We start from the raw sequence: 13362 nt of genomic DNA on the forward strand, positions 1-13362 counted from the left end.
TGTCCTCGAGTTCTTCGCTCAGAGTTCGAGCAGTCGCTGGAAGAACTCGCGATAGCGCTTCAGAGCGAGTCGAAGGTCCTCCGTCGAGCCCTCTTCTCCTCGGGCCCATTGCTCCTCCAACCGCGAACGCGCCTCCGAGAACCCCGTCGTGATCCGGTCGACGACGTCGGACACGAGGCCGTCCGCCTTCTGCACGCATTCTCGGGGATCGTCGACGAAGCCCGACTGGACCTCGTCCCAGCGCAGGCGGAGTACCGACAGTTCGTCCTCGGCGAACAGCGTCTGCCCGACCGACGTGTCGGCGTCCTGGGCGGACGGTGGCGCTTCCGCGGCCGGTGGGGTGGCAGCCCCGGGGGCAGATTCGGTTGTTCCGGCGGGTGATTCGGTTCCCTCGACCGCCGAGGCGGGGGCCTCGGCGGGCGTTTCGACGTTCCCGGCCGGGCTGGTGCCCTCGGGTTGCCGGTCTGAGGTTGTCATGCGCGTGTCTCCTTCGGCTCGTCCTTGTTCGGCTCGTCGTTGTTCTCATCCGTCTCGAGCAACTTCTCGAAGAGTTCGCGGTAGTGCACGAACGCTTCGCGCTGGTCCTCCGTACCGATGTCGCCCTGTTCCTGTGCGAGATAGATGCCGTGCGCCGTGCGGTAGTTCTCGACGACCTTCGGGTGGTCCACCGAAATGTCGGCCGCGCGCTGATCGAAGTCGTCGATCGGGTAACCACGTTCGCGCATGACGTGGATCACGAGCCGGTCCGCAGCGGCTACCGCGCTCGACGGGTTGTCGACGAACTCGATCTGCACCGTCCGCCAGGAATCGGCGTATTTCGCTCGCGCCTCGGGTGGCAACGGGACGATGTCGAGCTTCTCCCGCTTTCGCTCGCGGGCCGCGAGCTCCTTCTCGGCTGCGCCCTGGTCGCCTACCTCACCTACCGTCCGCTCGTATTCGGGGCCGAACCGTCCTTTCAGTCGTTCCGTCCTCTTGCGACTACTGATCGAGCGGGAAGCGATGATCGCCAGCACCGCGATCACGACGAGCACCGCGATCAAGATCCATCCCCAAACAGGCATTTCCTCAGACCTCCTCGTCCTTCGACCGGGTACCCGGACGGCCGGTTCGGAAACGGCGGCATCGTGGCGCGCCCGCGGCGCTACGCCCGCCTCTAGGTTGTTCGAATGTCTTAACATATACTCGCGCCATGACCGTAAGAATCGGAATTGTCGGGTACGGGCTCGGTGGCCGGTATTTCCACGCGCCGTTCATCGAGGCGGCAGAGGGAATCACCCTGGGCGGCATCGTGACCCGATCCGCCGACCGGGCCGCCCAGGCTGCCGCCGACTTCCCCGGAGTGCCCGTGTTCGCGAGCCTCGGCGAGCTCATCGACTCCGGCGTCGACGCCGTCACCATCACCACGCCACCGCAGACGCGACGCGAACTCGTACTCGAGGCGGTCGGGCGGGGTGTGCACGTGGTCGCGGACAAGCCGTTCGCGCCGGATGTCGCGATGGCCCGCGAGTTGGTCGCGGCCGGCGACGAAGCCGGGGTGCTGCTCAGCGTCTTTCACAACCGTCGATACGACGCCGATATCCGCACGCTGAAGTCGGTGCTGCCGCGACTCGGCGACATCTGGCGGGTCGAGTCGCATTTCGACCTGGACGGCGCCGACACGCTCGAAGCGGGCCCGACCGGTGGACTGTTGCGGGACATCGGCGCACACGTCGTCGACCAGGTGCTGTGGTTGCTCGGTCCGGCCGAGCGGGTGGACGCACATCTCGATTACGTCGACCGACCGGAGGGACGCACCGACGCCGGCTTCGTCGTCAACATCACTCACCGCAGTGGCGTCTATTCGACGGTCTCGTCGACCAAGGTCAACCATTTCGAGGGGCGACGGCTGCGCGCGTTCGGCAGTGCCGGCAGCTATGTTGCGGACGGTACGGACGTCCAGGCGCAGGCCCTCTTCGCGGGGACGCGGCCGGTCGACGACCCTACCGGGTGGGGTCTCGAACGACCGGAACGGTGGGGTGTCCTGCACACGGCGGAGGGACCGGAGACGATCCCGTCGCAGCGGGGTGCGTATCAGGACTATTACAGGGAGTTCGCGGCCGCGGTGGCCGGCGCAGCCCCGCAGCCGGTTCCGGCTCGCACCGCACTCGGCACCATCGCGGTGCTGGCGGCGGCACGTGAGGCCGCCGAGACCGGCCGCACGGTCGTCGTCGCACCCGCCGACTGACCGGCGGCGCCCCGCTCAGCGTGCCGAGTCGAGGAACTCGGCGACAGCCGTGTTGAACGATTCCGGTCGCTCCATGTTCGTCGCGTGGCCCGCCCGCGGGATGACGGTCGACGCCCCCTTCGCCGCCAACGCCGCAGCCACCTCCGCGTGCGCCGGTGGCCAGAGCTCGCTCTCGGAACCCGCGACGAAAAGCACCGGAAGGCCGCTCGAGCGGATGGCCGGACGCCAATCGCGTTGTGCGTGATCGTTCAACAGTGCGAGTTCCGGTTGCGACAGTTTCCAGTCGACGCGGCCCATCGCGGCGATGAAGCGGACCAACCGCATCCCGCGCCGCCAGATCGGGGTGCCGTGCCCGGTCGAGGGAATCCCGTCCGCGAAGAACGTGTCCGCCTCGTCCCCGCCGTAACCGTAGAACCCGTACTCCCAATCCGGTGTGTTGAGCATCCTGGGTGTCTGGTCGACCACGACGGCGGCGCGAAGCCGCCCAGTGCCGTAGGTGTCGACATACGACCAGATCGTGTTCCCGCCCATCGAGCCACCGATCATCGCCGCATCCTGCAGGTCGAGTTCCTCGAGGAGCGCGTGCACCTGATCGGCCCGTGTCTGCATCGTCGTTCCGTGCGGCATGGCCGGAGCGGTCCCGTGACCCGGCAGATCGACGGCGACGACGCGGTGGCCGGCCCCGATCAGCGACGGGATCTGATAGCGCCACGAGGTTGCGGGCGCCTTGAACCCTGCCAGCAAGATCACGTTCGACGACCGGCCGTCACCGTGCACGGTGTAGTCGATTCGATCCCCTCCGGATTCGATGAATGGCACCCGTTTCCCCCGCCCTCGAATTCCTGCCAGGCGGCACTGTGCCTCCTGCGTCACTGCGACGGTAGTGCAACGCGAGCGAGCAAGCCATGGAGAACTTCTCCACTGCATACGGACTCCGGTGTGGAGTTCAGCGCGACGGTGTGGGTGGGCTCTCAACTGTTGACGTAATTTCTACTACTACCTGATCCTTCCTATTACTGTCGGTTCATGCGGATCGGTGAGGCGGCAACAACATGGGCATGTCCGTGGTGGGGTCCGGCAGGCCGCATCGGGGTCCGGTTACCTTCTCGGCGTTCAGGTTCCGGTCGACGAGTCTTCGATCGGCAGGATCGCGCTATCAATTGGGTCGACCTGTGTTCGGGCCGACGGGCGGAAGCGTTGTCTTGCCGGGTGTCCGGCTCGACCGGCCAGGAACCCTCACTCTCCGATCAGGAAACGATGTTGAGTGTGCGTGCCACCGGCCGGGCCTGCCGGGATCGTTGTTCCGGTTTACGGGAGAGACTCGAGCGGGCGTGAATCCGGATGCGTCACGACGCAGCCACCGGCCGGTTCGCGGTGGTGCCAGTGGTGGCGAGATCGGTTGGCGCAACTCGCCGCCTCCGCCGAACCCGAGGTCCGCGCACAACTCGACGCGAAAATCGCCGTCCTCGACGAGCACCGCACCGCGGTGGGCCTCAAACGGGGAAAAATCAACCGAGAACTGGCCTTCCACTTCGCCCGCCAGACCGCCGACTATGCCGCCGCGGCGGGCGCGACGGTGATCGCGGTGTTGGACCTGACCACCCTCGAGGCCCGCGGGCACGGCCGGGTCAACAACAATCGGGCCGCGCAGTCCGCCCGCCGAAAGGCGGTCACTGCGCTCGCTCATACCGCCGCGGGTGTCGGCATCGCGGTGGTGTCGGTGGGGCCCGCGGATCCTCCGCGCGGTGTCCGGGTTGCGACGCACCCCTCGCACGCCCCGGCGGCTATCACGCCGCGTGGTGTTCAGGTTGCCGGGTCGGCGGCAACCGCGACCACATCGCCGGAGTGAACCTGGCCAAACGCGCACTCCTCGGCAAAGGCAAGGTGACCCGGCGGCGGGGGCAGATGCCCACGGTCCGGGTCACCGAGCACGCGCCGGTCCGCCGGTCCCGGGACAAGACCGGTCCGACACCGCGTCCGCCGCGGCACCGCCGGGTCCGCCACAGCCTGCCCACCACAACACCGGGGTTGGGGGTGACTCCGAACAGATATGTTCCTGCACTCGAAGCGTCGGTGTGGGACACGGTCCAACCCACACCACCTCACGGTGATACGGGTAGCCGTGAAGTACATACATCTCCCACGCCAGCCACGTCAGTGGGGGGAAGTATGAGATCTATGTAGACGCTACGCCTGCTGGATTCCTGGACCGCCCGGTGTAACGTTCCGGGCCCTCACGGACACCATTCGAGTAGTTGTGGACGTCGGGTCCACGCATTCGGACAGGACACTAGAAATGCACACCTCACTTCACCACGAGGCTTCCCACGCGTCGAATCGTTCGGGCGCAGTGAACACTCTCCGTCGGGTTCCGCTGCGTAACCGGTTCGTCACTGTCGTGGCCGCCGCCGCTCTCGCCGTCGTCCCTGTCGGGTCGGCCACCGCCGTCGCGGCGGCCCCCGAACTCCCGGCGACGACAGTCTCCGCGCCGACGATTCCCGGCGACCGCGGCGACAACGGTGACGGCCCCCGCCATGATCGCCAACGCGACCAACGGCAGGAGCGCAGGGATCAGGGCATGACGCTCGACGAACTCCTCGTCGGGTGGAACAGCAGCCAGATTCATCAGTTCTGACGACGCACGGCATCTGCTCTTCGCTCGTACCTCGATCGGGCCAGGGCGTGTGCCGTGCACAGTAACTCGCGGGTGAGTCGACCGGTGCGTGGGCCGGGATTCACGATTGCCAGCCACGCCGCGGAGCCATACACGGGGTGAGCGATGACCGTGTCGGATGCGCCGGCGTCGGTGTGGGCTGGTCCGGGCTCTCGCGGTGCGCGGCCGAGCGTCGCGAGGAACGCCTCCTTCCCGGCGTGGATATTCACTCGGAAGGCACCCGCACGGTCGAGCCGCGAATCTTCGTCGCCCGGATAGTTCTTCGTGACGATCGTGGCGAACGGCTGGGTCGTCGTCGGAACGACCCCATCCGGCGAGTAGTAGAAGAAGGTGTCGCCCCAGCTGATCTCCGGCGAGCCGTCACCCGGGACCGGCCTGAGGGTGAGGACGTCGTCGAGACCTTCCACGAAGTCGATGATGTCGTCTATCGTCATGCTTCCAGCGTTTCATTGAAGCGCTGGTGGAGACCTGGTACAGAATGTGCAGGAGAAACAGGGGGTCGAGTCTCCACATGCCGAAGTTCCGAACCGTGGACGTGGCCCGCCGTGCCGGGTACTCCGTCCAGCAGATCCGCAACCTCGAACGCGCCGGTGTGCTGCCTCCCGCGACCCGCACGGCCACCGGGTTCCGCGTCTACACCGAGGTGCAGCTGCAGTCCGCGCTGGCCTATCGAGAACTCGCCGTGGCGGTCGGGCCGGTCGAAGCCAAACGGATCGTTCGCAGCGTGCACACGTGCCCGGCCGCGGCGACGGTCGCTCTCCTCGACGCCGCACACGCCCGGCTCCACACCGAACGCGCCGAGCTCGCGCTGGCAAAGGATGCCGCCGCGGTGATCTCCGCCGAGCAGATCGAGGACGTGCGAGCATCCGACTGGATGAGCGTGGCCGAACTCGCCGCCGCGCTCGGTGTCCGCACCTCCACGTTGCGACACTGGGATACAGAAGAACTCGTCATCCCCGACCGAAAGGCACCCACGCGAGAACGCCGATACTCCCCGTCCCAGGTCCGCGACGCCCGCATCGTGCATCAGCTACGCAAAGCCGGATACCGCATCGCACCCCTTCGCGCCGTGATGGCACAACTGCGGCGCCCGGCCGGATCGGGCGACATCGGCGTCGCACTCGCCGTCCGTGACGAGACCCTCACGGGCCGCTCCAGGGCCCTGGTCGACGCAACCGCGGCGCTCGCCGGGCTGCTGCCGCCGTCCGGGGTCAGTCCGCGCGCGACAGCACCGCAACCAGAAAATCGGAGTCGTCGGTGAACGGGCGCAGATCCCACGTCGAGAGCAGCAGGTCCACCGTCAGACCGTTGGCTCCGGCATCCGCCATGAATTGCGGGAACTCGTAGCCCCGGTCGGCGCCGAACCCGACGATCAGCCGGCCGGTCGGGGCGAGATGAGCAGCGAATCCCGCCAGCACCGACTCCCGGGTCGACGGTGCCAGGAAGGTCATCACGTTGCCCGCGCACACGATCACGTCGAAATCGGCCGCGACACCGCGAGAGGGCAGGTCCAATTCCGCGAGGTCACCGACCAGCCACGTCGGGCCGGGGTGATCCTCCTCCGCGACCCCGATCAGCACCGGGTCGACATCGACCCCGACCACGACATGACCCGCATCGTGCAGATAGCCACCGAGCCGGCCCAGTCCGCAGCCCGCATCGAGAACCCGGCCGCCACGGCCCAGCATCGCATCGACCAGCCGGGCCTCGCCCACGATGTCCTGGCCCTTCGCCTCCATCGCCCGGAACCGTTCGACATACCACGCCGAATGCCCCGGATCGGCCGCGGTGATCTCCTCCCACCGGCTGGGAGTGCGTCCACTGGGGGTTCGTTCGCTCATTGTCGATTCCTCCTCGATCAGGCCCGCTCGAGCCAGTGCCACCGTAGCGAACCCGGTGCGCGCGAAAAGTCTCGATCAGCGGGAGCCGAGGCCCACCCGGCGCGGCCTACGGGGAGTATCGAGCCATGCCCGAGTCTCCTCCCGACCGTGTCCAGATCACCGATCGCCTGCACGTCGTGGCAAACCTGCTCGACACGAGGGACTGGCCGGGGTTCGCCGCAACCCTCACCGAGGACGTCGTGGCCTACGGCCGCACGGGGCCTGCGGCCGTGGTCGCGCGCGTGCGATCCCACCTCGACGTCTGCGGCACCACCCAGCACCTGCTGGGCAACATCCGCATCGACCTCGACGGCGACACGGCCCGCACGACGTCCTACTTCCGGGCATTTCACCTCGGCCTCGGCGACCGAGCCGGCGCGTCGTACGAATGCCTCGGCGAATACCGGGACCAGTGGCGGCGCGGCCCGTCGGGCTGGTTGCTGTCGGGGCGCGTGATCGATGTTCGCGCCGAAATCGGCGACCGGAGTGTCATCGCGCCCCGATGACCGGTCGCACGGCTCAGTCGTGTTCCCGGCACACCGCGGAGTCCGGATCCGGTGCGCAGATCTGCTGCCAGGTGTAGAAGCCGGAGTTGACCACCACGTGGAGGTTGTCCTGCGTGATGTTCTGGACGGGCAGAAAAACCGTCGGCACCGCCATGTACTGGTTGTCGATCGTGCCGTTGATCATGTTCTCGGGTAGGTCGGCGCCGTGCAGGATCGACGTGGTCAGCTGCGCAGCGACCTTCGCCTGGTCGGATAGATTCTTGAAGATCGTGTTGTCGAGGGTGCCCTGGGCGATGAGTTGCAGCGCAGCGAGATTGGCGTCCTGTCCCCCGGTCACGGGTATCCGTCCGGCCAGCCCGCGGCCGGCCAGGGCGGCGACAATTCCGCCCGCCAGATCGTCGTTCATGGTGACGAACAGATCGACGTCGTTGTTCTCCCGGGTCAGGCATTCCTCTGCGAACGCCTGGCCCTCGGCCGGGTCCCAGTCGTCGATCGCGGTCTCGCAGACCACACGGATCTTGCGGCTGCCGATGAGCGGCTGCAGATACTCGTTCTGCCCGAGCTGAAATTGGCGGGTCCCGTATTCACCGAGATTTCCCTCTACCCGGGCGATCTTCAGACCGTCGCCGGGCATCGCCGCGATCAGATCCGCGGCGCGACTTCCCTGCCGTCGGCCGACCTCGAGCGGATCGAAGATCACCTGAACCTCCGCGGGTCCGCCGACCGCGTCGTGGTCGTAGAGCACCACCGGAACGTTCGCGTCGGCGGCGGCGGTCAGCGCTCCCCCCGAGAATCTCGCGTCGGCGGAGATCAGGACGAGCACAGCCGCGCCGTCCGCGATCGCCGACTCGACCTGGCTCTGCTGCCGGGCGGGATCACCCTCGGCGTTGCGGACCGTCACGGTGGCCTTGGGCGCGAACAGTTCGAGGAAGTCCGTGAACAAGGGTTCGTCTCGCTCGACGAAGCGGGTCGTCGTGGTGTTCGGCAGGAAGAAGTAGACCTTCTTCGCCGCGTCGTCGCCTGGCGGCGGGGCCGCGCACGCCCCGAGCACGGTGGCGGCGACCGTGACCGCGACACCGAATGCGCGCATCCTTGCGTTCACGGGTTCGTCTTCATGAGTCGAGGACCTCCAGGCCTCTCGTGCCTGGTGTGGGCATACCCACGGGCGTGGACGGCTACGCGTGCTCGTCGATGCTTTCGGTGTTTTCCGGCACCGATCGGCGCACACTGAGTGCAGGGATGGAGGAGGAGAGGGTGTTCGACCAGGACCGCGGCACCGTATCCAGCGGAGAGCGTGACACTTCGCCGGCGGACGAGCATCTCCTGAAAGAATCCCTGCTCGTCGAACCGGAGATCCGCCGACGTCCGTGGCGCGAATTCCTGGAGTCGACGCCCGGGCGCCTGTCCGTCCTTGCTGTCGTTCTCGTCGCGGTGGCGCTGACGGCCGGTGTCGTGACATCCGCGGTGATCGGCGCGCGGCAGCAGCGGATGGAAACCCTTCGCGCCCATACCGAACCGCTGGCGGACGCCGCGCAGAACCTGTTCAGTTCACTGTCGATCGCCGACGCCGCCGCGACGTCGTCGTTCATCGCGGGCGCCATCGAACCGCTCGCGGTCCGCGACCGGTACAACCAGGCGATCGGCGACGCATCGAACGCGCTCGTCACCGCGTCGTACGGGGTCACCTCCGGTGACGTGGGATCGCTGCGCCTGCTCACCGAGATGTCGCGGCACCTCGCCGTCTACACGGACCTGGTGGCAACCGCACGGTCCAACGACTCCGCGGGAAATCCGGTCGGGGTGGCGTACCTGGGAACCGCGTCGGCCCTGATGCAGGACACCATCCTGCCGCTGGCCGAACGGCTCTACAGTGATCAGGCCGGCGCGGTCGCCGACACCCAGTCCCACACCGCGCGACTGCCCGTCACCGCCATCGTGGTTGCCTCGGCAGGGGTAGTCGTCCTCGCGGTCGCGCACGCGTATGTGGCGCATCGGAGTCGCCGTCGGGTGAATCCGGGCCTGGCGTGCGCGACGGTCCTGCTCGCTGCGCTGGTCGTGTGGATCGTGGTCGCGGGACTGTTGTCGACGTCGGCGAGCGAACGCGCGCGCCTCGACGGCGCCGAACCTCTCGCGGCGGTTACGAAGGCGCGGATCCTTGCGCAGCAGGCGCGCGCTGACGAGACGCTCGGCCTGCTCCGGCCGGGTTTCGATCCGACGGGCAGCGACTACACCCGGCACACGGACGCCCTTGCCGCGATTCTGAACTCGGACGCATCACCGGACGCCGTCGACGTGCCGGCCATCGACGATGCTTCCGCTGCCTTCGAGGGATGGCGGAGTGCGCATCGGGAACTGCAGCGCAGGCTTGCCGACGGCGACTTCCAGGGCGCGGCGGACATCGCGGTCGGCCCGGGATCGACGGCGTCGACGGCCCAGTTCCGGACTCTCGACGAATCGCTCGAAGACGCCATCATCGCGCTGCGTGCCGACGAACTCGACGCGATGCGTGAGTCGTACCGGACGATGGCGGCGCTCGCCGTGGGCGCCGTCGTGCTCGCCGTTTCCGCGGCGCTGGCCGTGATCGCGGGTATCGAACCCAGAGTGAGTGAGTATCACTGATGGTGCGACCTTTCCGCGCACGGCGACCGGGGATCACTCGGCTGCTCGGCGGCCTCGCGTTCGGAACTGTGCTGATCGCCGGCTGCGGGTCACCCGACGCACCCACCCCGATGTTCTCCGGAGACTTCACGGAGTTTCCCGCGTCGGTCGGCGCGCGCATCATCGAACCGTCCGAATCGCCGCCGCCCGACGGGCAGCCGTCGTCCTGCGCACCCACGGTGAGCCTCCGTCCGGGGATCGCCGGCGCCGGCGGCGCTCTCGGCGAGATCCGGGCCCGCGGAAGCCTGGTCGTCGCAGTCGATCAGAACACCAACCTGTTCAGCTTCCGCGATCCGACCACCGGCACCCTCACCGGCTTCGGCGTCGACCTCGCGAGGGAGGTCGCCCGCGACCTGCTCGGCGACCCCGCCAAGGTCGAATTCCGGCCACTCGGTTCCGGCGACGGCGCCGAGATGCTCGCGCACCGGGACGCGGACATGATCGTGCGACCGGTGGCACTGCCCTGCGAGAGTCCGCAGGATGTGGCCTTCTCCACGGTGTATCTCGAGACACCCCGTCGGCTCGTCGTGCGAGTCGGGTCCGGCATATCCGAGCCCGCGGACCTGGCGCGGCGACGGGTCTGCACGCACGACGATCCGGCGTCGGTGTCGGCGCTGTCGCGCATCGCCCCGAAAGCCACGATCGTTGCGGTACCCGACTGGGACGATTGCCTCATGGCCATCCAGCAACGGCAGGTCGACGCGGTCGTGGGTGCGGCTCTCCTCGCCGGACTCGTCGCCCAGGATCCGAATCTCGACATCGTCGGTCCCGACTCCGATTCCGCCCGGTACGCCATCGCCCTCGCGCCCGGCCGTGACGACCTCGTCCGTTTCGTCAACGGCACCTTGGAGCGACTGCGCACCGACGGAACCTGGACTGCCCTCTACGATCGCTGGCTGTCGCCGCTCGGCCCGGCACCCGCGCCGCCGTCCCCGGACTACCGGGACTGATCACCTCGAGTCGCCGCAATTACCGGGCGACCTCGGGATCATCGTCGGCAACGGTCTGCGGAAGGCCGGTCCCCATCGGGTCGAGCAGGGCGGTCGTGCGGGCACCCCACCGCTCGTGCGCCGACTGCCGGGTCATTCCGGCGGCCTTTCCGATCGTTGCCCAGGTGGCGCCCTGAAAGCGCAGCCCGAGAACGGTTTCGATACCGTCCAGGCCGGCGGCCAGCTGGATGCGAAGGCTCAGCAGATGCCAGGCCAGGGTGCGCTGGTTAGGAATGTCCGTGCCCTGCTCGGCATCCCATTCCGCAGTGCCGGGAAGCGGCCCGGTGCCGATGATTTCGTCGGCATGACGGCTCGCTTCGGCTGCCGCGGCCGTGATCACCGCGCGCGCAGCGGCGTCGATGTCGGCACTGACGGCACGTTCGACAAGTTCCATGACAACCTCCGTTTCTGTCAGGACCAGCCTGACAGAAGGCGAGGTTGGCGTCAAGGTTTACCTGACACGCGCCGACCTACCCGCGCGAAGCCGCGCGGAGCTGCGCGGCGAGGTCAGGGATATCGGTCGCCGAGATGTCCCAGCTGCCGGTGGGCGCGAGATCGCTGGTTTGGTGGGATCCGTGTTCGAGGGGCCGGAGAATGAACGCTGTCGCCAGTCCCGCCGCGCGTGCGGCATCGAGGTCGTCGTTGTGCGCAGCCGCAAGCATGACTTCGCCCGGGTCGAGGCCGAGAAGTCGTGCGGTGTGCAGGTAGGCCCGGGGATGCGGCTTGTAGATCCGGTTGATATCGGAGCCGATGATGACATCCCACGGAATTCCGGCATTCTTGGCCATGTCGAGCAGCAGCGAGGTGTTGCCGTTCGACAGCGGACCGATGATGTAATCGGACCGGAGCGCGGTGAGACCGGGCACGCTGTCGGGCCACGGAGTGAGCTCGTGCCATGCGCGCGAGAGTTCGTCCAACTCTCCGGAGTCGTGTTCCGTGGGGTCGACACCCAACTCGCGGAGCGCGACGTCGAGGTTTTCGCGGTGCAGGATATCGAGAGTGACGAACTCACGGGCACCGGACCGGATGGGTTCCATGGACGGCTGATAGCGATCCCGCCACCGATCGGCGAACGCGGCTGCGTCCAGCGTGAGCGAATGCCTTTCCGCGTAGCCTGCCACAGCGGAGGCGATACCGGTCCGCCAGTCGACGACGGTGCCGAATGTATCGAACAACACGGCACGAATACTGCGTCCCGTCGACGGGGACCGGAACCGCACACCACCCATGGGGCGTCCTTTCGCTTCGAACGTACGACGTCGCACCAGGATCAGGATAGGGGCGGCAATCCGTCGTCACGAGTCGGCGCGCGGATGCTTCAGGTGCGTCGAACGGGCATGATCGAGCGCACCATCGGGTCGCGGAGGTACAGCCCACCCCACACGAAGACGCCGACGTAGATCGGGAACAGTGTGGTGCTGACAATCGGCTGCTCGGTGAGCAGGTTGGTGGCGACCGCTCCACCGAGGTATCCGGTGAGCAGCACCGCACCCAGGATCGAGGTGGCGGGCACGATGTAGAGAATCAGGCACACCAGCAGTACCACCCCGATGACGCGGTTGAGGTTCTCGGCGAAGCCCAGTTCGGCCATCGCTTCACGCACCATCTGGGTGTTCGCGATGTGGATGAGCGAGTCGAACAGGAGAAACAGCACCGCGAGTGCGCTGACGACGAGCCCTGCGACTCGGGCCTTCTTCGTCGTTCCGTCCGTGGGCGCGGGTGTCGCGTCGAATGCGCCGGTGGCGGGAGGTGTCGAGGTCATGGGACTTCTCCTTGTCGTTCAGGAAGCTGGGCACCGCCGGCCTGACACATCTGCCATCGGTGGAGAGCGCACATCGTCCGCTCCAGCACGCTTCGTGGGTCCTCACACCAGTACAGACCGGAGGCGACGGGAAAACTCACCGCGGCGCGCTGAACGTGATGGCAACGCGCTCTTCGACCGCCCGCGCGAAAGTCTCGGCAGGTGGTTGGATGGGCTGGTGAAGCTCGTGATCGAAGCGACCGACCTTCCCGGATCGTCGTGCCCGCCAGGAGCCAATTTCCCCGGCTACGACAACATCCATGTGGCTGTGCAGCGCCGCGGCACTCCCGGCGATCTGCTCGACCTGCATCCGGGCGACGCGACCACCGCCCGCTGGGTTCTCGAATGCGGGACGACCCCGACGCCGACGGGTCTCGACATCACCGGGCCGTACATCCAGGGCCGTCCCGGTGCGCGGTTCGTCTACCTGTCGTGGGGAACAGTCGACGGAGACGGTGGATTCGACATGTTCCGCCGGGCGAAGTTGATGTGGGACGCGGTGGATCCGGCCACCGCGAATGCGGCGGCGTCGGCCGGGCGCATCACCGCGCGACTCGGACTCACCGATGCCCGGGGCAATCCCCTGTGCGCTGCGGTGCGTCCGCCGTTGGTCGAGTGGTCTGCCTAGCC

Annotated in this window: 16 protein-coding genes and 1 pseudogene; 8 read left to right on the forward strand and 9 right to left on the reverse strand. The window is 67.6% G+C overall.

The genetic code is table 11. The features are described 5' to 3' along the window. Window positions 1-18: 18 nt before the first annotated feature. Complete coding sequence (locus ROP_RS01590; protein WP_012687596.1) at window positions 19-477, reverse strand: hypothetical protein; 459 nt, start codon at window positions 475-477, stop codon at window positions 19-21. Further along, on the reverse strand, window positions 474-1061 hold the full coding sequence (locus ROP_RS01595; protein WP_012687597.1) for a hypothetical protein: 588 nt from the start codon (window positions 1059-1061) through the stop codon (window positions 474-476). Before ROP_RS01595 ends, ROP_RS01590 begins: the two co-directional genes overlap by 4 nt. A 128-nt stretch (window positions 1062-1189) precedes the next feature. Between ROP_RS01595 and ROP_RS01600 the strand changes: the two genes are divergently transcribed. Next, window positions 1190-2224 carry a Gfo/Idh/MocA family oxidoreductase gene (locus ROP_RS01600; RefSeq protein ID WP_012687598.1) on the forward strand — a complete coding sequence of 345 codons (1035 nt, stop codon included), beginning with the start codon at window positions 1190-1192 and terminating at the stop codon, window positions 2222-2224. A 15-nt stretch (window positions 2225-2239) separates the two neighbouring features. On the opposite strand, the gene ROP_RS01605 is transcribed toward ROP_RS01600, so the two are convergent. Continuing rightward, complete coding sequence (locus tag ROP_RS01605; protein ID WP_012687599.1) at window positions 2240-3043, reverse strand: alpha/beta fold hydrolase; 804 nt, start codon at window positions 3041-3043, stop codon at window positions 2240-2242. A 577-nt stretch (window positions 3044-3620) separates the two neighbouring features. Between ROP_RS01605 and ROP_RS01610 the strand changes: the two are divergent. Next, window positions 3621-4408, forward strand: a pseudogene (locus tag ROP_RS01610) (zinc ribbon domain-containing protein); the annotation flags it as partial. 166 nt (window positions 4409-4574) lie between these two features. Further along, entirely contained in the window at window positions 4575-4859 is a 285-nt protein-coding gene (locus ROP_RS01615) for a hypothetical protein (protein ID WP_231868841.1), read from the forward strand. On the opposite strand, the gene ROP_RS01620 is transcribed toward ROP_RS01615, so the two are convergent. Next, window positions 4850-5332, reverse strand: coding sequence for a DUF6194 family protein (locus ROP_RS01620; RefSeq protein WP_012687602.1), 483 nt, complete (start codon window positions 5330-5332; stop codon window positions 4850-4852). The genes ROP_RS01615 and ROP_RS01620 overlap by 10 nt on opposite strands. A gap of 77 nt (window positions 5333-5409) precedes the next feature. On the opposite strand from ROP_RS01620, the gene ROP_RS01625 reads away from it, so the two are divergent. Continuing rightward, entirely contained in the window at window positions 5410-6159 is a 750-nt protein-coding gene (locus ROP_RS01625; RefSeq protein ID WP_012687603.1) for a MerR family transcriptional regulator, read from the forward strand. Here the strand turns inward: ROP_RS01625 and ROP_RS01630 are convergent. Next, window positions 6110-6739 (reverse strand): class I SAM-dependent methyltransferase, encoded by a 630-nt coding sequence (locus ROP_RS01630; protein WP_043826161.1) that lies wholly within the window; start codon window positions 6737-6739, stop codon window positions 6110-6112. The genes ROP_RS01625 and ROP_RS01630 overlap by 50 nt on opposite strands. A 125-nt stretch (window positions 6740-6864) precedes the next feature. Between ROP_RS01630 and ROP_RS01635 the strand changes: the two genes are divergently transcribed. Next, the gene (locus ROP_RS01635) at window positions 6865-7284 is read left to right on the forward strand and encodes a nuclear transport factor 2 family protein (RefSeq protein WP_012687605.1); all 420 of its coding nucleotides are present in this window, start codon (window positions 6865-6867) and stop codon (window positions 7282-7284) included. Window positions 7285-7297: 13 nt separating this feature from the next. Here the strand turns inward: ROP_RS01635 and ROP_RS01640 are convergent, their stop codons facing one another. Beyond that, on the reverse strand, window positions 7298-8374 hold the full coding sequence (locus tag ROP_RS01640; RefSeq protein WP_043824038.1) for a substrate-binding domain-containing protein: 1077 nt from the start codon (window positions 8372-8374) through the stop codon (window positions 7298-7300). 164 nt (window positions 8375-8538) lie between these two features. Between ROP_RS01640 and ROP_RS01645 the strand changes: the two genes are divergently transcribed. Both ROP_RS01645 and ROP_RS01650 read left to right on the forward strand, forming a co-directional pair. Then, on the forward strand, window positions 8539-9903 hold the full coding sequence (locus ROP_RS01645) for a hypothetical protein (protein WP_043826162.1): 1365 nt from the start codon (window positions 8539-8541) through the stop codon (window positions 9901-9903). Beyond that, window positions 9903-10892 carry a glutamate ABC transporter substrate-binding protein gene (locus tag ROP_RS01650; protein ID WP_012687608.1) on the forward strand — a complete coding sequence of 330 codons (990 nt, stop codon included), beginning with the start codon at window positions 9903-9905 and terminating at the stop codon, window positions 10890-10892. Before ROP_RS01645 ends, ROP_RS01650 begins: the two co-directional genes overlap by 1 nt. Before the next feature lie 19 nt (window positions 10893-10911). Here ROP_RS01650 and ROP_RS01655 read toward each other — a convergent pair whose 3' ends face one another. The 3 genes from ROP_RS01655 to ROP_RS01665 all read right to left on the reverse strand — a co-directional run bounded on the left by ROP_RS01655 (window position 10912) and on the right by ROP_RS01665 (window position 12693). After that, window positions 10912-11325 (reverse strand): hypothetical protein, encoded by a 414-nt coding sequence (locus ROP_RS01655; protein WP_012687609.1) that lies wholly within the window; start codon window positions 11323-11325, stop codon window positions 10912-10914. Between the two features lie 76 nt (window positions 11326-11401). Further along, on the reverse strand, window positions 11402-12160 hold the full coding sequence (locus tag ROP_RS01660) for a haloacid dehalogenase type II (protein WP_012687610.1): 759 nt from the start codon (window positions 12158-12160) through the stop codon (window positions 11402-11404). Window positions 12161-12249: 89 nt separating this feature from the next. Beyond that, window positions 12250-12693: a DoxX family protein gene (locus ROP_RS01665; protein ID WP_012687611.1), complete on the reverse strand. Its 444-nt coding sequence runs from the start codon at window positions 12691-12693 to the stop codon at window positions 12250-12252. Window positions 12694-12910: 217 nt separating this feature from the next. On the opposite strand from ROP_RS01665, the gene ROP_RS01670 reads away from it, so the two are divergent. After that, window positions 12911-13360: a DUF5990 family protein gene (locus ROP_RS01670; protein ID WP_043824041.1), complete on the forward strand. Its 450-nt coding sequence runs from the start codon at window positions 12911-12913 to the stop codon at window positions 13358-13360. The last annotated feature ends 2 nt before the right edge of the window (window positions 13361-13362 follow it).

Source organism: Rhodococcus opacus B4 (assembly GCF_000010805.1).
Lineage (GTDB): Bacteria > Actinomycetota > Actinomycetes > Mycobacteriales > Mycobacteriaceae > Rhodococcus_F > Rhodococcus_F opacus_C.